This window comes from Salmonella sp. NW38, assembly GCF_051807745.1.
Taxonomy (GTDB): domain Bacteria; phylum Pseudomonadota; class Gammaproteobacteria; order Enterobacterales; family Enterobacteriaceae; genus Salmonella; species Salmonella enterica.
Genome location: NZ_JAMMTO010000001.1, coordinates 115,304 through 134,128, shown reverse-complemented (window position 1 = coordinate 134,128; position 18,825 = coordinate 115,304). Strand labels below are relative to the sequence as shown.

Annotated in this window: 17 protein-coding genes; 2 read left to right on the top strand and 15 right to left on the bottom strand. The window is 55.0% G+C overall.

Features of this window, described 5'->3' with window-relative positions; all coding sequences use genetic code 11:
* Positions 1–9 precede the first annotated feature (9 nt).
* The 5 genes from fabD to yceD all read right to left on the bottom strand — a co-directional run bounded on the left by fabD (position 10) and on the right by yceD (position 3,947).
* A complete protein-coding gene (gene fabD, locus NA624_RS00685; protein WP_000191343.1) occupies positions 10–939 on the bottom strand; it encodes an ACP S-malonyltransferase in 930 nt (309 codons plus the stop codon).
* 15 nt (positions 940–954) lie between these two features.
* Positions 955–1,908: a beta-ketoacyl-ACP synthase III gene (gene fabH, locus NA624_RS00680; RefSeq protein ID WP_000288148.1), complete on the bottom strand. Its 954-nt coding sequence runs from the start codon at positions 1,906–1,908 to the stop codon at positions 955–957.
* A gap of 79 nt (positions 1,909–1,987) precedes the next feature.
* Positions 1,988–3,067, bottom strand: coding sequence for a phosphate acyltransferase PlsX (plsX, locus tag NA624_RS00675; RefSeq protein WP_001518286.1), 1,080 nt, complete (start codon positions 3,065–3,067; stop codon positions 1,988–1,990).
* A gap of 133 nt (positions 3,068–3,200) precedes the next feature.
* Positions 3,201–3,374: a 50S ribosomal protein L32 gene (gene rpmF / locus NA624_RS00670; protein WP_000290727.1), complete on the bottom strand. Its 174-nt coding sequence runs from the start codon at positions 3,372–3,374 to the stop codon at positions 3,201–3,203.
* Positions 3,375–3,425: 51 nt separating this feature from the next.
* Positions 3,426–3,947 (bottom strand): 23S rRNA accumulation protein YceD, encoded by a 522-nt coding sequence (gene yceD / locus NA624_RS00665; protein WP_001174492.1) that lies wholly within the window; start codon positions 3,945–3,947, stop codon positions 3,426–3,428.
* A 197-nt stretch (positions 3,948–4,144) separates the two neighbouring features.
* On the opposite strand from yceD, the gene NA624_RS00660 reads away from it, so the two are divergent.
* The gene (locus NA624_RS00660; protein ID WP_001137603.1) at positions 4,145–4,729 is read left to right on the top strand and encodes a Maf family protein; all 585 of its coding nucleotides are present in this window, start codon (positions 4,145–4,147) and stop codon (positions 4,727–4,729) included.
* A gap of 82 nt (positions 4,730–4,811) precedes the next feature.
* Here NA624_RS00660 and rluC read toward each other — a convergent pair whose 3' ends face one another.
* Entirely contained in the window at positions 4,812–5,765 is a 954-nt protein-coding gene (gene rluC / locus NA624_RS00655) for a 23S rRNA pseudouridine(955/2504/2580) synthase RluC (RefSeq protein WP_000846310.1), read from the bottom strand.
* A gap of 573 nt (positions 5,766–6,338) precedes the next feature.
* On the opposite strand from rluC, the gene rne reads away from it, so the two are divergent.
* A complete protein-coding gene (gene rne / locus NA624_RS00650) occupies positions 6,339–9,545 on the top strand; it encodes a ribonuclease E (protein WP_000827466.1) in 3,207 nt (1,068 codons plus the stop codon).
* A gap of 256 nt (positions 9,546–9,801) precedes the next feature.
* Here the strand turns inward: rne and flgL are convergent, their stop codons facing one another.
* The 9 genes from flgL to flgD all read right to left on the bottom strand — a co-directional run bounded on the left by flgL (position 9,802) and on the right by flgD (position 18,816).
* Positions 9,802–10,755 (bottom strand): flagellar hook-associated protein FlgL, encoded by a 954-nt coding sequence (gene flgL, locus NA624_RS00645; RefSeq protein WP_001223032.1) that lies wholly within the window; start codon positions 10,753–10,755, stop codon positions 9,802–9,804.
* 14 nt (positions 10,756–10,769) lie between these two features.
* Complete coding sequence (gene flgK / locus NA624_RS00640) at positions 10,770–12,431, bottom strand: flagellar hook-associated protein FlgK (RefSeq protein WP_000096425.1); 1,662 nt, start codon at positions 12,429–12,431, stop codon at positions 10,770–10,772.
* Positions 12,432–12,495: 64 nt separating this feature from the next.
* On the bottom strand, positions 12,496–13,446 hold the full coding sequence (gene flgJ, locus NA624_RS00635) for a flagellar assembly peptidoglycan hydrolase FlgJ (protein ID WP_000578693.1): 951 nt from the start codon (positions 13,444–13,446) through the stop codon (positions 12,496–12,498).
* Complete coding sequence (locus NA624_RS00630; protein ID WP_001518955.1) at positions 13,446–14,543, bottom strand: flagellar basal body P-ring protein FlgI; 1,098 nt, start codon at positions 14,541–14,543, stop codon at positions 13,446–13,448. Before NA624_RS00630 ends, flgJ begins: the two co-directional genes overlap by 1 nt.
* Before the next feature lie 11 nt (positions 14,544–14,554).
* Positions 14,555–15,253, bottom strand: coding sequence for a flagellar basal body L-ring protein FlgH (gene flgH, locus NA624_RS00625; RefSeq protein ID WP_001174897.1), 699 nt, complete (start codon positions 15,251–15,253; stop codon positions 14,555–14,557).
* 54 nt (positions 15,254–15,307) lie between these two features.
* Positions 15,308–16,090: a flagellar basal-body rod protein FlgG gene (gene flgG, locus NA624_RS00620; RefSeq protein WP_000625851.1), complete on the bottom strand. Its 783-nt coding sequence runs from the start codon at positions 16,088–16,090 to the stop codon at positions 15,308–15,310.
* Positions 16,091–16,103: 13 nt separating this feature from the next.
* A complete protein-coding gene (locus NA624_RS00615; RefSeq protein WP_000349278.1) occupies positions 16,104–16,859 on the bottom strand; it encodes a flagellar basal body rod protein FlgF in 756 nt (251 codons plus the stop codon).
* 20 nt (positions 16,860–16,879) lie between these two features.
* The gene (gene flgE, locus NA624_RS00610) at positions 16,880–18,091 is read right to left on the bottom strand and encodes a flagellar hook protein FlgE (protein WP_000010567.1); all 1,212 of its coding nucleotides are present in this window, start codon (positions 18,089–18,091) and stop codon (positions 16,880–16,882) included.
* A gap of 26 nt (positions 18,092–18,117) precedes the next feature.
* The gene (gene flgD / locus NA624_RS00605) at positions 18,118–18,816 is read right to left on the bottom strand and encodes a flagellar hook assembly protein FlgD (RefSeq protein ID WP_000020450.1); all 699 of its coding nucleotides are present in this window, start codon (positions 18,814–18,816) and stop codon (positions 18,118–18,120) included.
* Between the last annotated feature and the right edge of the window lie 9 nt (positions 18,817–18,825).

The window sequence follows — 18,825 nt, the reverse complement described above, 5'->3', positions numbered from 1 at the left end:
TTTCCTCTTTTATTGCGTAAGTGCCGCAGACAGCGCCGCCGGCTCGTTCAGCGCCGACGCTGTCAGGGTGTCGACAATACGTTTCGTCAGACCAGTGAGGACTTTACCTGGACCCACTTCATAAAGATGTTCAACGCCCTGCGCCGCGATAAATTCCACGCTCTTCGTCCACTGTACCGGATTGTACAACTGGCGAACCAGCGCATCGCGGATAGCGGCGGCATCGGTTTCACATTTCACGTCAACGTTGTTTACTACCGGCACCGTTGGCGCGCTAAAGGTAATTTTGGCTAATTCAACCGCCAGCTTATCTGCCGCTGGTTTCATCAGCGCGCAGTGCGACGGTACGCTCACCGGCAGCGGCAGCGCGCGTTTCGCGCCAGCGGCTTTACAGGCTGCGCCCGCGCGTTCTACTGCCTCTTTATGCCCGGCGATAACCACCTGTCCCGGCGAGTTAAAGTTAACCGGCGAAACAACCTGCCCTTCGGCAGATTCTTCACAGGCTTTAGCAATAGAGGCATCATCCAGACCGATGATCGCAGACATGCCGCCAGTACCTTCCGGAACCGCTTCCTGCATGAATTTACCGCGCATTTCCACCAGACGAACGGCATCAGCAAAGTTGATGACGCCAGCGCAAACCAGCGCGGAATATTCGCCCAGGCTGTGACCTGCCATTAACGCAGGCATTTTACCGCCCTGCTGCTGCCAAACGCGCCAAAGCGCGACGGAAGCGGTTAATAACGCCGGCTGCGTCTGCCAGGTTTTATTCAGTTCTTCCGCTGGACCTTGCTGAGTGAGCGCCCACAGATCATATCCCAGAGCCGCAGAAGCTTCAGCAAACGTTTCTTCTACGATAGGGTAATTTGCCGCCATCTCGGCCAACATCCCAACGCTCTGAGAACCCTGACCGGGGAACACAAATGCAAATTGCGTCATGTTTAAATCCTTATACTAGAAACGAATCAGCGCGGAGCCCCAGGTGAATCCACCCCCGAAGGCTTCAAGCAATACCAGCTGACCGGCTTTAATTCGCCCGTCACGCACGGCTTCATCCAGCGCGCACGGCACAGAAGCCGCGGAGGTATTGCCGTGCCTGTCCAGCGTGACGACGACATTGTCCATCGACATGCCGAGTTTTTTCGCTGTCGCGCTAATGATACGCAGGTTAGCCTGATGCGGCACCAGCCAATCGAGTTCTGAGCGATCCAGGTTATTAGCCGCCAGCGTCTCATCGACAATATGCGCCAGTTCAGTGACCGCCACTTTAAAGACTTCATTGCCCGCCATCGTCAGGTAAATCGGGTTATCCGGATTTACGCGATCGGCATTCGGCAGGGTCAGTAATTCACCGTAACGGCCATCGGCATGAAGATGAGTGGAGATAATACCCGGTTCTTCAGAAGCGCTCAGTACGGCCGCGCCTGCGCCATCGCCGAAAATAATGATCGTACCGCGATCGCCAGGATCGCAAGTGCGGGCTAATACATCGGAACCGACCACCAGCGCGTGTTTAACCGCGCCGGATTTAACGTACTGGTCGGCGATGCTTAACGCGTAGGTGAAACCTGCGCACGCTGCCGCGACATCAAACGCCGGGCAACCTTTAATACCGAGCATACTTTGAATCTGACATGCCGCGCTTGGAAATGCATGCGTTGCTGATGTGGTAGCCACCACAATCAAGCCAATTTGGTCTTTATCGATCCCCGCCATCTCAATCGCGCGATTCGCAGCGGTAAAGCCCATCGTCGCGACAGTTTCATTCGGCGCGGCGATATGGCGTTCACGAATACCTGTACGAGTGACAATCCACTCGTCAGAGGTCTCAACCATTTTTTCCAGATCGGCGTTAGTCCGCACTTGTTCGGGCAGATAGCTGCCAGTACCAATAATCTTCGTATACATGTACGCTCAGTCACTTTTCGGTTATATACCGTTACCTGTAAACGTCTGGCACGCTGGCGGCGCCGGGGAGACAGCGATATTATCTGTGCGCCCGCAGGTTTACGCCTTTGCCATCGTCCAGCGGTTCAAATCCGGCTGGGTATACAGATTCCAGGCGAGCGGCAATTCGCTGAGGAACTTGTCGCTGCACCGCCTGCACTGCCTGTTCAATCGCGACTGCAAATGCTCGCTGATTGGCCGCACCATGACTTTTTATCACCGTGCCGCGCAATCCTAACAGACAGGCGCCATTATACTGGTCGGGGTTGAGGTGACTGAATCGCCTCGTCAGGCTTTTTTGTAACCAACGTTTTAATAACAGCAGCCACCACGACCGTTTTTTCCCTTCGCCCTGTGATTTCAGCAGTGAAAGGAACATTCTGACAACCCCCTCCATCGTTTTAAGTGTGACATTGCCTGTAAAGCCGTCACACACCAGTACATCGGTTTTTCCCGTCAGTAACTCATTCGCCTCAAGGTAGCCGATGTAATTGATGGTTGGAACTGTTTTTAACATTAAAGAGGCTTCGCGAATACTGTCGAGGCCTTTGGTTTCTTCTTCCCCGATATTGAGTAGCGCCACGCGGGGATTTTTGATCCCGACGACCTCTTCCGCCAAAACGGCGCCCATCACGGCAAACTGCACCAGCATGGTACTGTCGCAGTCGACGTTGGCACCCAAATCAAGCACTACCGTTTTGCCCTTTTGCTGGTGCGGTAATACCGTCACCAACGCCGGACGCTCAATCCCCTCAAGAGGCTTGAGTAATAATTTCGCCAGCCCCATCAGCGCCCCGGTATTACCGGCGCTAACGCAAGCTTCGGCTCGGCCTTCTTTCACAAGCTCCAGGGCCACACGCATGGATGTCCCGCGACTGGCGCGGATCGCCTGCGAAGGCCGGGCATCACTGGCAATAACTGACTGTGCAGGGATAATCTGCAGACGCGAACGTTGTTCAAAGTCAGCTTTGGCAAGTAATGGCGTGATAATATCGGGATTCCCGACTAAAAGAAGAGTGAGCTGCGAATTAGCGTTCAGTGCCTGCAATGCTGCAGGCACCGTCACGGAAGGACCAAAATCGCCCCCCATGACATCTAACGCCAGGGTTAGACGTGTCAAGGTATCGTCGCTGCCTGGTTCGGTGTTCTCCGCTTACGCGGAGAAATCCTCACTAAGCTTTATCACGCTTGTACTCTTCGGCTTTTACACCACAGGCACGCCTGTGATGCAAAAGGCATCGAGTATCGCGCGATTACTTAGCGATGACCTTACGGCCGCGGTAGTAACCGTCGGCAGTGATGTGGTGACGCAGGTGTTTTTCACCAGAAGTTTTGTCTACAGACAGGCTGGTGACTGCGGTCAGAGCGTCATGGGAACGACGCATGCCACGTTTGGAACGGGTTGGTTTATTCTGTTGTACGGCCATGGACCTTACTCCTCAATTACGGTTTATCCCTGCGTCCGCGGGGAAGACCTATTACTTACGCTTTAAGCTGGCTAATACGGCAAATGGGTTTGGCTTTTGCGCTTCATCAGGCAGTTCGCCAAAGACCATGTCCGCCTCGGACACTTCACAGTGTTCAGAATCATGCACCGGAACTACCGGCAAGGCGAGGATGATTTCATCTTCAACCGTCGCCAGCAGATCGATTTCGCCGAATTCGTTTACCTCAATCGGCTCATACGCTTCCGGCAGTGCTTCAGCCTGCTCGTCGGAACGGACAGGGCTAAAACAATACGTTGTGTGAACCTGATGGGTAAACGGTTTCCCGCAACGCTGGCATTCGAGCGACACCGTAACGACCGCATCGCCAGTCAAAACGGCGAGACGCTGGTTATCGATAGCGAACGACATGGAGCATTCCACATCACTGTCCACACTGACTACAGACTCGGCAACGCGCTCAACCTGATCGGGGGTATAGATACCCTGGTAATCAAGGCGTTTTTGAGCGGTACGAACCGGATCAAGAGTCAGGGGTAATTTTACCTTTTGCATAGGGCGCGCATATTAACTTCGTAACGTCATATAGTCAAAGAAAAAGGCAGCCTGCGGTTGCCTTTTGCCAATAATTCGCACACATTGCGGGTTACAGACTTATTTTCGCTCAAGACGAGTCAGTATGACAGGCTTGAAGACCGAAGAGCATAGTTTAAGATGGCTCTCATCATTACGCTATATCTGAGGGAAAAAATATGCCCCGTCTCATCCTTGCGTCTACCTCTCCCTGGCGTCGCGCGCTGCTGGAAAAGCTGACGATTCCTTTCGAATGCGCCGCGCCGGATGTTGATGAAACCCCCATGCCGGGCGAAGCGCCGCGCCAATTGGTGTTGCGGCTGGCGCAGGCGAAGGCGCAATCGCTCGCCGCGCGTTTCCCGAATCATTTGATTATTGGCTCCGACCAAATTTGTGTTCTGGACGGCGAAATCACCGGCAAACCGCTGACGGAAGAAAAAGCGCGTCAGCAATTAGCCAAAGCCAGCGGAAATATTGTGACGTTTTATACCGGACTGGCGCTGTATAACTCCGCCTCCGGGCACTTACAAACCGAAGTGGAGCCTTTTGACGTTCATTTTCGCCATTTAAGCGAAGCGGAAATAGACGACTATGTCCGTAAAGAGCATCCGCTGCATTGCGCGGGAAGTTTTAAAAGCGAAGGTTTAGGCATTGCATTATTTGAACGCCTGGAAGGTCGTGACCCAAATACCTTGATCGGTTTGCCGCTGATCGCGTTGTGTCAAATGCTGCGGCGGGAAGAGATGAACCCGCTGAATGCCTGATTAATCTGCCTGATGGCGACGCGATGCGTCTTATCAGGCCTACGGTGCATCACACGATTGTAGGCCTGATAAGCAACGCGCATCAGGCTTTACTACGTAATACCTCAAGGCAGCGCTTCAATTGCTTATCCATCGGCGCTTCAATACGCATCACTTCACCCGTTCCCGGGTGGGTAAATTTCAACGCTGCTGCGTGCAGGAAAAGTCGGTTCAACCCCGTATCCGCCAGTTGCTTATCGAACTCACGGTCGCCGTAGCGATCGTCGAACGCAATAGGGTGACCGGCATATTGGGTATGGACGCGAATCTGATGCGTACGGCCCGTGACCGGGCTACAGCGCACCAGCGTGGCGAAGGCATAGCGCTCTTCCACCTTGAAGCGCGTTTCTGACGGTTTGCCTTCCTGGCTCACGCGAACAATGCGTTCGCCGCTTTGCAGAATGTTCTTTAATAATGGCGCCTGTACGGTTTTAACGTGCGATTGCCACTGGCCGCGCACCAGCGCCAGATAATCTTTCTGCATTCCCTTTTCGCGCAGTTGCTCATGCAGCGAACGCAGCGCGGAGCGTTTTTTCGCCACCAACAGCACGCCGGAGGTATCGCGGTCAAGACGATGCACCAGTTCCAGGAATCGCGCTTCCGGACGCAACGCCCGCAGCCCTTCGATGACGCCAAAACTTAACCCGCTCCCGCCGTGTACGGCGGTGCCGGAAGGCTTATTCAGCACCAGAATATGGTCGTCTTCATACAAAATGACGTCCGCCAACGCCGCCACTTTTTGCAAATGCGGCGACACGGCCTCTTCTTCGCGTTCAGCAACGCGAACCGGCGGAATGCGGACTTCATCGCCCGCTTCCAGTTTGTATTCCGGTTTAATGCGTTTTTTGTTCACCCGCACCTCGCCTTTACGCAAGATGCGATAAATCATACTTTTTGGTACCCCTTTCAGTTGGGTGCGCAAAAAGTTATCAATGCGTTGCCCCGCTTCGTCAGCGGCGATAGCAACAATTTTTACGGATGGCGTTTCTGTTTTCATGGGGGGCGATTCTAAATAGCCTGTGAGATTCGCGCCACACATTTTTCTATGCTTATAGAGACGTCTACGCCAGTGGATGAACATTTTTCACTGCGGTTTTGCTGGTTATTAAAGCGATTGGCTCACGCTGGTGAAAAAACTGTGAGTAAGCGGGTGATAAATGGTAAAAGTCATCTTGCTATAACAAGGTTAGCAGTGGAATAATGATGCGGTTTCCGCACCGAAACTTGTTAAAACAAAAAGTTTAGCGGAATAACCCATTTTGTCTGACCGATCATCAACGCAGCAATGGCGTAAGACGTATTGATTTTTCAGACAGTTAGCGGGCTGCGGGTTGCAGTCCTTACCGGTAGATAGGATCTTCTCTGGAGAGTAATGCCCAGGCTGCTTCCCTGATAATTGCGCTGTGTTTCCGTATGAAATACAGGCAACCGACACTCTGCGCCTCTTTGAGCTGACGATAACCGTGAGGTTGGCGACGCGAAATAGTCACGAGGCCATCGGTTCATGCCCGGTAAGGCGTCACCATGCCCGCAGCTTAGTCGTCAACGTAAGAATAATGAGTAAGTTACGATGAAAAGAATGTTAATCAACGCGACTCAGCAGGAAGAGTTGCGCGTCGCCCTTGTAGATGGGCAGCGTCTGTACGATCTGGATATAGAAAGCCCCGGACACGAGCAGAAAAAAGCGAACATCTATAAAGGCAAAATTACCCGTATTGAACCGAGCCTGGAAGCGGCTTTTGTTGATTACGGCGCAGAACGCCACGGTTTCCTCCCGTTAAAAGAAATTGCCCGCGAATATTTCCCCGCTAACTACAGCGCTCATGGTCGCCCGAACATTAAAGACGTGTTACGCGAAGGCCAGGAAGTCATTGTTCAAATCGATAAAGAAGAGCGCGGCAACAAAGGCGCGGCGTTAACCACCTTTATCAGTCTGGCGGGCAGCTACCTGGTACTGATGCCGAATAACCCGCGCGCGGGTGGTATTTCCCGTCGCATTGAAGGCGACGATCGTACCGAGTTAAAAGAAGCGTTGGCCAGTCTGGAACTTCCTGAAGGGATGGGGCTTATCGTACGTACCGCGGGCGTGGGTAAATCCGCCGAAGCGTTGCAGTGGGATTTAAGCTTCCGCCTGAAACACTGGGAAGCCATTCAGAAAGCCGCTGAAAGCCGTCCCGCGCCGTTCCTGATCCATCAGGAAAGCAACGTCATCGTACGCGCGTTTCGCGACTATCTGCGTCAGGATATCGGTGAAATCCTGATCGACAATCCAAAAGTGATGGAAATGGCGCGTCAGCATATCGCCGCGTTGGGCCGCCCGGATTTTAGCAGCAAAATTAAGCTGTACACCGGTGAAATCCCGTTGTTCAGCCATTACCAGATCGAATCGCAGATCGAGTCAGCGTTCCAGCGTGAAGTGCGCCTGCCCTCCGGCGGCTCCATTGTCATTGACAGTACCGAAGCGTTAACCGCCATCGATATCAACTCCGCCCGCGCGACTCGCGGCGGCGATATCGAAGAAACCGCGTTCAACACTAATCTCGAAGCGGCCGACGAGATTGCCCGCCAGCTGCGTCTGCGCGACCTGGGCGGCCTGATCGTTATCGACTTTATCGATATGACGCCGGTACGTCACCAGCGCGCGGTAGAAAACCGTCTGCGTGAAGCGGTGCGTCAGGACCGGGCGCGTATTCAGATTAGCCATATTTCCCGCTTCGGCCTGCTCGAAATGTCGCGTCAGCGCCTGAGCCCGTCGCTGGGCGAATCCAGCCATCACGTGTGTCCGCGCTGTAGCGGTACCGGCACCGTGCGCGATAACGAATCTCTGTCGCTGTCCATTCTGCGCCTGATTGAAGAAGAAGCGCTGAAAGAGAATACGCAGGAAGTCCATGCCATTGTTCCGGTGCCGATCGCCTCTTATCTGCTTAACGAAAAACGGACGGCAGTTAACGCTATTGAGACGCGTCAGGATGGCGTCCGCTGTGTCATCGTCCCGAACGATCAGATGGAAACGCCGCACTATTCCGTGCTGCGCGTACGCAAAGGGGAAGAAACGCCGACCCTGAGCTACATGCTGCCGAAGCTGCACGAAGAAGCGATGGCGCTGCCTTCTGAAGAAGAGTACGCCGAGCGTAAACGCCCGGAACAGCCTGCGCTGGCGACATTCGCTATGCCAGATGTGCCTCCGGCGCCGACGCCTGTCGAACCGGCGGTTAGCGTCGCCACGGCGAAAAAGGATAATGTTGCCGCCGCGCAGCCTGCCCAGCCGGGTCTGTTTAGCCGCTTCCTTAACGCGCTGAAACAACTGTTCAGCGGTGAAGAAACGAAAACCGTCGAAACAGCCGCGCCGAAAGCGGAAGAAAAAGCGGAGCGTCAGCAGGATCGTCGCAAGCCACGGCAGAACAACCGTCGCGATCGTAACGAACGCCGCGACACCCGTGATAACCGTGCCGGACGTGACGGCGGTGAGAGCCGCGACGATAATCGTCGTAACCGTCGCCAGGCGCAGCAGCAAAATGCGGAAACGCGCGATATCCGCCAGCAGGAAACGGCGGAAAAAGTGAAAACCGGCGATGAGCAGCAACAGACGCCGCGTCGCGAACGCAGCCGCCGCCGCAATGATGACAAACGCCAGGCGCAGCAGGAAGTAAAAGCGCTTAACCGCGAAGAACTGCCTGTCCAGGAGACCGAGCAGGAAGAACGCGTTCAGCAGGTTCAGCCGCGCCGCAAGCAGCGTCAGCTTAATCAGAAAGTCCGCTTTACCAACAGCGCAGTGGTTGAAACGGTTGACACGCCGGTCGTCGTCGACGAACCGCGCCCGGTTGAAAACGTTGAACAGCCCGTTCCAGCGCCGCGTACCGAATTGGCGAAAGTTGATTTACCTGTCGTTGCCGATATCACGCCGGAGCAGGATGATAGCGTAGAACCTCGCGATAATACCGGTATGCCGCGTCGCTCCCGCCGTTCTCCGCGCCACCTGCGCGTAAGCGGTCAGCGTCGTCGTCGCTATCGTGACGAGCGCTACCCGACACAATCGCCGATGCCGCTAACCGTCGCCTGCGCGTCGCCGGAAATGGCGTCCGGTAAAGTCTGGATCCGCTACCCGATTGTCCGTCCTCAGGAAACGCAGGTTGTTGAAGAGCAGCGTGAAGCAGATCTGGCGCTGCCACAACCGGTTGTCGCTGAACCGCAGGTTATCGCTGCGACCGTAGCGTTAGAACCACAAGCGTCGGTACAGGCGGTAGAAAACGTTGCCGTTGAGCCGCAGACCGTCGCCGAACCACAGGCGCCGGAAGTCGTCGAGGTCGAGACAACGCATCCGGAAGTGATTGCCGCGCCGGTTGATGAACAGCCGCAACTGATTGCCGAAAGCGATACGCCGGAAGCGCAAGAGGTTATTGCTGACGCCGAACCGGTAGCAGAAACCGCCGACGCGTCCATTACGGTGGCTGAAAACGTGGCTGATGTTGTCGTTGTCGAGCCAGAAGAAGAGACAAAAGCGGAAGCGGCTGTTGTGGAGCACACGGCAGAAGAAACCGTTATCGCACCGGCCCAGGTGGTGGAAAAGCCGCAGGACGTTGTCTGCGTTGACGACGATCATAACCACGCCAGCGCGCCGATGACGCGTGCGCCAGCGCCGGAATATGTGCCGGAAACCCCGCACCATAGCGACTGGCAGCGCCCTTCCTTCCACTTTGAAGGTAAAGGCGCAGCAGGCGGACACAGCGCCACACGTGTCGCCAGCGCCCCGGCGACACGCCCACAGCCGGTAGAATGATGTAAATGCTGATACAAAGCCGACCGCCAGGTCGGCTTTTTTATGCCCCTTACAGGGCGATGCTTCACCCCATGGCGTCTTTTAGTCACTCCAGGCGTTTATGAGATCGGGCGGGATAATACGTACGGATGGCGTCGCTACGGGCGCGACAATATGACCACTAACTCAATGACGACTAAAAAAATGCCCGCGCCGGGGTGGATGGCGCGGGCAGACAAAACATATCCAGTTTCGTGATATGTTTCAAAAAGAGGCGTTACCGGTTCAACTGGAAAAGCGACATTCCCTGCATGTCGGTAAACGTTTTATAGGACGCCTGTAATGCCGCCTGTTGCATGACGTAGGAGGAAATGACCGAGTTCCAGTCCACATCTACCAGGTTGCTCATCTGCAGCTTCTGTCCCAGCGCACGGTCGCTTCCCAGTGAATCCAGCGTACTGAGTTCGCTCAGTTGCGTTCCCAGTTCCGCACGAACGGTCAGGACGTTATTGAGCGAATTTTTTAAGCCGCGATTGGTTTTATCAATGGCGGCAGCGGCCTTTTCTTTTTCCACGTCATTGCCTTCCACCGGGGTCTTGAGTGCGGCAATTGCCGTATCGAGCATGACAAACAGATTCTTTTCGGAGTCCGAGCCATCCGGTTCCGGCACCGCATTGCTGGTGATGCTATTAAAAATTTGCGCTCCCGTATGACCAATTACCATCGTGCGTGCGGAATCCACCTGCTGGGTAACACTTTTCTCGCCGCCATGATAACCACCTGTTGCCTGGTCGAATGGCGCCGCTTCCGTTTTATACCCGGCAAAGATATAGCGACCATTGCCGTCAGTGCTGTTTGCCAGGTTCATCAGCTGATCGCGGATCCCCTGTAAATCCGTCGCCAGCGACGCGCGGTCATCGTCGCTTAACGTGCCGTTTCCGGCATAGACGATTTTTTCCTGCGCGGTTTGAATCGCCGTCGTCACCTGACTGAGTACGCTTTCTTCCAGCGACACTTTTTGGGTGGCAAACGTACGCGCCAGGGCGTACTGGCTATTCTGCGCCTGCGCCTGAGAGAGTACTACCGCCTGCGACGCGGCGATCGGATCGTCAGATGGGTTGGTAACGCGCTTACCGGTAGACATCTGCTCGCCCAGCTTCATCCATTCGGCCTGAGAATTAGTGATGCCGCTCATATTTTGTTCGTACATCATCTGGGTACTGATACGCATGTCATCCTTCTCCTTTAGCGAATATTCAGTAACGCATCAAACAGCGCATTCGCGGTCTGCAATACTTGCGCATTCGCCAGATAATACTGCTGATAACGCTGCAAATTGCCGTACTCTTCGTCGAGGTTAACGCCGGAAACCGACTGTTGCTGTTTATAAAGCTGTTTAACCACATTCGCCTGCGTGGTGCTGCTGGTTTTCAGCGTTGACGTTTTGTTACCCACATCGCTGACCAACGTGGCGTAAGCATCGTTAAAAGTTTTGTTGCCGCCCACTACATTGCTGTTTTGTAAGTCCAGCAATGCCTGACCATTGCGGTTATCGCTGTCGCCGGTATCCACGTCAGGATCGAGTTTTGACTCAGACGCCATCGCAATCTCGGCTTCATTCGTCACTTTAACGTTCATGTCGACGATAGCATTGCTGACCGGCTTGAGAAGAAAACTGTCGTTTTTCTGTGCGCCGGTCCCTACCGTCACTTTCAGACCGTCAATCTCCAGTTTTCCGTCAGCATCTTTTGTCGCCGTGAAGGTGGTGTTATCCGCAGTGCGAGTAACCTGCCAGTCTGTACCGTCAAAAACAATCTTATAATCCGTTGCCTGAACCTTCGTGCTGTCGACCACCTTAGCGGTTAGCGATACCGTTTTATCGGCATTATTACTGTTGCTATATACCACCGGCGAGCCAATGCTAAAGAAGTCTTTCCCTTTATTGCCGTCGGCGTCATAACCTTTGGTATGCTGCGCGTTAAACGCATCGGCAAACGCCAACGCCAACTGGCCCAGCGTATTACGAGTCTGATCCAGATCCTGAGAACGGAACGTCAGTAGCCCGCCGAGCGAACCTGTGTTCAGCAACTTTTCCGGAATTTCGATGTTACCGGCGGCCTCATCGACATAAGCGACAGTCGTTCGCGTCGGGTCGGCGCTGGAGGGAACCGCCGCCAACTGACGCGCCGTCGACCCCTGCACCAGCGTATAGCCATTGGCCATCGTCAGGTTATAGGTGCCGCCGTCCTGTACACTCACCTCGACGCCAACGATCTTGTTAAGCTCGCTGACCAACTGATCACGCTGATCGAGCAGGTCGTTCGGCGATGCGCCCGCGCCTACGCCCGTCATACGGGAGATTTGATCGTTCAGGTTAGCTATCTGCTTCGCGTAATTGTTGATTTGCGCCACGCTGGAGCCAATCGCGATATTGACCTGTTTATCCTGATCGCGCAGATACTGATCGGTGGTTTTGAACTGGTTTACCAGCCCTTCCGCTTTACCAATCAGCGCCTGACGCGCCGCAGGATCTTCCGCATTACTGACTAACGTTTGCAGGCTGGTAAAAAAACTCTGCAACGAACCAGACAGTGAGCTGGATTTATCGGCCAGCAGGTTGTCGATTTTCGACATTTGTTCATAGCGCGTGGTTAAGCCGCTGCTCTGATTTTGCGCGCCGCGTAGCTGATTAGTGATAAACGCATCATATTCGCGCTGTACGCCTGAAACGTAAACGCCATTACCTATCCAGCCGCCAGCCCCTAACGTACTGTTTGCCTGCGCCAGAATAGTTGTCTGCCGGGTATAACCCGCAACGTTATAATTGTTGATGTTATTACTGACCGTATTTAACGCGGCCTGCGCGGCGTTAAGTCCGCTCATGGCGTGATTAATCAAGCTGGACATGATGGTTCCTTTTAATCCTTCAATACTCGTTGTTATCGGCAGCGACTACGTGGACTTGAGCAATTTAAAAGAGATTGTCGAGATTCGCGCTGTAGGTTTTGCTGACCTTTTCACTCATCGCTTTCAACTGCTGAATCATGCTGGTCAATTTACGCGCGTAATTCGGGTCAGTGGCGTATCCGGCGTTTTGCAGGGCCACTGCGCCCTGCTCTGCCGTGGCGGCAGTGGTCACGGCAGCGTAGCGTGGGTTACGCGTTAACAGCGCGACATAATCCGATAACGCCTCCAGATACGAGCTATAGACGCGGAATTTCGCTTTCACTTTTTTCGCTTCGCCATTTTCGTATTCAGTGGTGGTGATTTCCGTCACCGGCCCTTTCCAACTGGCGGTCGCTTTCACGCCAAATACGTTATAGCTGGGTTCGCCATTCTCCCGCAGGATTTGCCGTTGCCCCCAGCCCGACTCCAGCGCCGCCTGCGCCAGAATCAGATGATGCGGCACCCCGCTTTGTTCGCTGGCCAGCCTCGCCGGGAGCGAAAGCTGGGCCAGAAAGTCTTTACTGTCGCCGGAGAGTGGCGCATCGCTGCTCTCCGGCGTTTTCGGGATGGCTTTGCGCACCAGTTGGGTCAGCGCCTGATTTTGATAGCTGTTTACCGTCTCCAGGGAGAATTTAAGCGGTACTTGCGGCGCGTCATCCGCAGGCATCGTCTGCCCGCTGGTCATCTGTTTAACCATCATATCCGCCAGCCCCAGTCCCTTACCGGCGGTCATCTGCTGGGCGATCTGCTGGTCATACATGCTGGTATACAGACGCGTCTGATCGCTGCTGAATAAACCATCTTTGGGTAAAGCCTCGCGCATACTTTTCAGCATCATCTGAACAAACATCCCTTCCACCTGACGGGCCACAGGACGGATATTCGCCGCCGGGTCCTGGCCCGCTTTCGCTTTCAGTTCGTTCAGAGATTGCGCATCCCAGGCCGCGCTGGCCAGCAATTTACCGTCTCCGATCATCAGATGATTTCCAGTTTGGCGCGTAGACAGCCCGCGCTCTGCATGGACTGCAAAATCGACATCAGGTCCATCGGCGTCGCGCCAAGCGCATTCAGCGCGCGCACTACGCTGTTCAGATTGGCGCTGGAACGCACGCTCTGTAGCGATCCGCCGCTCTGACGCAAATCTATCTGAGTCTGTGGCGTCACCACGGTCTGCCCGCCGCCAAATGGCGTATTCGGCTGGTTGACGTTGAGCTGGCGATTGACTGTCACTGACAAATTGCCCTGCGCCACAGCGCAGCTATCCAGCGTGACTTCCCGATTCATGACCACCGAACCGGTACGCGAGTTGATCACGACTTTTGCATCCTGCGGCGTCACGTTGACTTCCATATTTTGAATGTCCGCCAGAAAACGCACCTGCGAGCTGTTGCCGCTGGGCACGCGTACCTGTACCGTTCGCGCATCAAGCGCAGTGGCGCTGCCGTAACCGCGGGCGCGGTTGATGGCATCGGTAATTTGCTGCGCCATCGTAAAATCTTCGTCGTTCAATTGCAGATTAATGGTGTTGCCAGCGCCGAACTGAGTCGGCAACTCGCGTTCGATAATCGCGCCATTAGTGATGCGCCCGCCATTAAGCTGGTTAACCTGCACGCTACTGCCGCCTGCGGAAGCGCCCGCGCCGCCGACCAGAATATTGCCCTGCGCCAGAGCATACACCTGGCTGTCCACCCCTTTTAACGGCGTCATTAATAACGTCCCGCCACGCAGACTTTTAGCGTTCCCCATTGAGGAAACGACGACATCGATCGTTTGTCCCTGTCGCGCAAAAGGCGGATACGACGCCGTCACCATCACCGCCGCCACGTTTTTCAACTGCATGTTGGTGCCAGTGGGGACCGTAATCCCCAGTTGTGACAGCATGTTATTCAGCGTCTGGGTGGTAAATGGCGTCTGGGTCGTCTGGTCGCCCGTACCGTCCAGCCCGACCACCAGCCCGTAGCCGATCAGCGAGTTTTCCCGTACTCCCTGGACACTGGTCAGATCCCGGATACGCTCGGCGTGCGCCAGAGTGGCAACCAGTGCCAGAACGATTCCTGCAAGAGCTTTAAACACATACACCTCGCTTACATCGGCGACAAATTAAGGAAGAAACGTTGCAGCCAGCCCATATTTTGCGCTTCGTTAATATAGCCGTTCCCGACATATTCAATCCGCGCATCCGCCACCTGTGTCGAGGGAACAGAGTTGCTGCCGCTGATGGTGCGTGGATTTACCACGCCGGAGAAGCGGATGAATTCCGTTCCCTGATTAATCGCGATCTGTTTTTCCCCCACGACGTGTAAATTGCCATTGGCCAGAACCTGATCGACGGTCACGGTTAGCGTGCCGCTAAAGGTATTGCTGGCATTCGCGCCGCCTTTACCGTTAAAAGAGTTGCCGCCGGAGGCCTCCATATCCGCGCGGGAATTACCGAATAATCCCTGCAGATAACGCGGTACCGTATCAAAACCAAAACTGGTTTTGCCGTCGCGACTGGCATTTGCCGACGAGCTTTTACTGGCGCTGACGTTTTCCTGTAACACAATCGTGAGCGTATCGCCGATATTACGCGGTCGACGATCTTCAAAAAGCGGCTGATAGCCATAATTAATCGGCTGCGCAGACTGAAATATGGAGCCATTCGCCACCGGTACCGGGCCAGGTATCGGCTGCGCCGTGGTCGCCCCCTGCACGAGCGGTTTAGCGGGTATCCAGGCGCATCCTGTCAGCGTCGCGACCATCAGGGCCATAACTGGGTAAGCGTGAAGCGCGTATTTTTGCATTACCTTCATCTTCAAAATCAGGGAGCCGGTGGCGTATCCCCCACCGGCGGCCCCTTAGAGTTGCGTCAGTTTCTGCAGCATCTGATCGGTCGTCGATACTGCTTTACTGTTAATTTCATAGGCGCGTTGAACCTGAATCATGTTCACCAGCTCTTCCGCCACGTTAACGTTCGACGTTTCGACATACCCTTGATACAACAACCCCGCGCCGTTGAGCCCCGGCGTGCTTTCGTTCGGCGCGCCGGACGATTGCGTTTCGATATAGAGGTTCTCGCCGATGCTTTCCAGACCGGTGTCGTTCATAAAGGTGGTTAGGTTAAGCTGCCCGACCTGAACCGGCGCGGCCTGCCCCTGCTGGGTAACGCTGACCACGCCGTCGCGGCCAATGGTGATACTTAACGCGTTGGCCGGAATGGTGATTGCCGGCTGCACCTGAAAACCGCCCGCCGTCACCAGTTGACCATTCTGATCCACCTGGAAAGAGCCGTCGCGGGTATAGGCAGACGTACCGTCCGGCAGCATGACCTGGAAAAAGCCCTGCCCTTTAATCGCCACATCTTTACTGTTGTTGGTCTGCGACAGGTTACCCTGACTGTGCAGACGCTCCGTGGCGACCGGACGCACGCCGGTACCGATTTGCAGCCCGGAAGGCAGCGTCGTCTGCTCGGACGACTGCGCGCCCGGCTGGCGGATGGTCTGATACAACAGATCTTCAAATACCGCGCGCTGACGCTTAAAACCATTGGTGCTGACGTTTGCCAGGTTATTGGCAATCACATCCATATTGGTTTGCTGCGCGTCCAGACCGGTTTTGGCGATCCATAATGAACTGATCATAAAATGTCCTGTATTAACTCATCGACAGCAGTTGGTTAGCTCGCCCTTCGTTCTCATCTACGCTGGTGATAACCTTCATCTGCATTTCAAAACGACGTGCGTTGGCGATCATGTCGGTCATGGCTTCAACCGGCTTGACGTTACTGCCCTCCAGCACGCCCGACATAATGCGAATTGACGGGTCGGCGGCCAGTACCGCCCCGCGTTCAGCCTGTGCCTCGGCGGTAAGGCGGAATAAACCGTCATCGCTCCGCTGCACCTCATTGCCTTCCGCTTTGACCAGCTTCAGTCGCCCAACGGGCGCCACCGTGTTTGGCGGGTCGCCGGGATTGAGCGCGGAGATCGTGCCGTCTGCCGCAATGGTGATTTCCGACCCTTCAGGAACGGTAATCGGGCCGCCTTCGCCGATAACCGGATGTCCCTGAATGGTTAACTGCCCGGTCGGGCCCACCTGGATATTCCCGTTACGGGTATATCCTTCAGCGCCATCCGCCGCTTGCACTACCAGCCAGCCGTCCTGCTGTAACGCAACATCCAGCGGGCGTGAAGTGTAGTCCAACTGACCCGGGGTCATATCCGCCCCCGGCGTCGATGCCGTAACCAGCGTACGCGTCGCTAAAGAGAGGCCATCAACGGGCACCGCGCGTAGCGCGTTAAGCTGTGCACGAAAGCCCGGCGTTGAGGCATTAGCCAGGTTGCTGGCCGTTACCGCCTGCTGGTTAAGCGTCTGGCTGGCCGCCCCCATGGCGGTATAAATTGCGTGATCCATTAAGCTATCCCGTCAGGCGCTTAGCGCAGGTTAACCAGCGTATTGAGGATCTGGTCCTGGGTTTTGATGGTCTGCGCATTCGACTGGTAGTTACGCTGCGCGACGATCATATTCACCAGCTCTTTACTCAAATCCACGTTAGAGGCTTCCAGCGCGCCGTTCGTCAGCTTACCGAAGTTGCCGGAACCGGCAGTCCCCAGCAGCGCTACCCCGGAAGCCTGCGTCGCCGCCCAGACGTTATCGCCCTGGGATGCCAGACCTTCGTTGTTGGCGAAGTTAGCCAGCACAATCTGCCCCAGCACCTGCTCCTGCTCGTTGGAATAGTTGCCAACTACGGTGCCATCGTTGTTAATCTGGTAGCTCACCAGGTCGCCAGGCTTATAGCCGTTTTGATTGGTGGCGACGATGTTGTTAGCCCCGGTGTTCTGCTGCATGGAGTTAAGGAAGCTGAGGGAGAAGGTGGCCGCTGTCGCGCCATTAATCGTACCGGTGGTGATGTTCACCGTACCGCCAGACTCCAGAATCCCGTTTTCATTGAATTTCAGCGTAGTGGACGCCGTTGTTGGCGCTGTGGCTGCAGGATCGCTGCTGTCATGGGTGTACACGGCCCATTCATTATCTTTGGTTTTCACAAAATAGACGTTCATGTCATGGGCATTACCCTGGCTGTCATAAACGGTGACGGTGCCTTTTTTGTTATACGAATCCGCATCACTCACGCTAAAGGGCGTTTTAGACGGTACAGGGTCCGTCGAGTTCAGGTTGATCTGCATTGACGCGGTGGTGGTCGATTTCGCCGCCATCAGCGTGTTCGGAATGGTGATCGGCGCAGGATTCGCCCCCTGCTGAATGGTCGGCGGCGTACCGGTGGCCGGATAGCCGGTCAACTGCATCCCCTGCATATTGACCAGGTTACGGTTCTCGTCCAGTTTGAACTGGCCGTTGCGGCTATAGAACACGGAACCGTTGCTGTCTACCAGGCGGAAAAAACCGTTCTGGCTAATCGCGACATCCAGCCCGCGCCCGGTGTTCGTTGTCGTACCGTCGGTAAAATCCTGGGTAATCCCCGCCACTTTTACGCCCAGCCCCACTTTGGAACCGGCAAACATATCGGCAAATGATGCCGTACCGGACTTAAAGCCATAGGTGGCGGAGTTGGCGATGTTATTACCGATAACATCAAGGTTGGTGGCCGCAGCGTTCAGGCCGCTAACCGCTTGAGAAAAAGACATGACTGACTCCTGATAAGTGTAAGGGCTTAGATTATTTGCCGAACTTCGTCGAGTGTGGTGGTGCCGTAGGTACCCAGATCCAACAGGTTGCCGTTACTGCCCTTCGTCACGCCCTGTACCAGAGCGAATTGCAGCGGCTGCGCCACCAGTTGCGTCCCGCCATTGCTGGCGGTAATCGCAATGTTGTAAGAACCATTCGGTACCGTTGTTCCGTCCGTTTGCTTACCATCCCAGGTAAAGGTGTGTACCCCGGCTCGCAACTCACCGATCTCCAGCGTCCGTACCACCCGGCCATCTTTATCGGTAATGGTTGCCGTCACTTTGTCCGCAGGCTGTTGCAATTCCACGCCAAACGGCGTCGTGGACGTCACGGCCCCTTCTTCCGCGCCTTTACCCGCCAGAATTGTGGTGCCAGGCACCATAACGCCATGCCCAATCAGCGTGGTCGCCTGTAGGGACTGACTATTATCGATTTGCCCGGAAATAGCCCCCAGCGTCGTATTCAGTTTTTCAATGCCGCTCACGGTACTGATTTGCGCCAACTGTGTCGTTAACTCATTATTTTGTAATGGGTTAGTCGGGTCCTGGTTCTTCAATTGCGCGACCAGTAAGGTCAGGAAACTGCTTTGCAGATCGGCAGCGTTGCTTCCGGTCATCGACCCGCTGCCGGTCGTCGTTTTGACGCCCGTGTTGGTCGGGTCATTCATATTTACGGCAATAGACATACGCGCCTC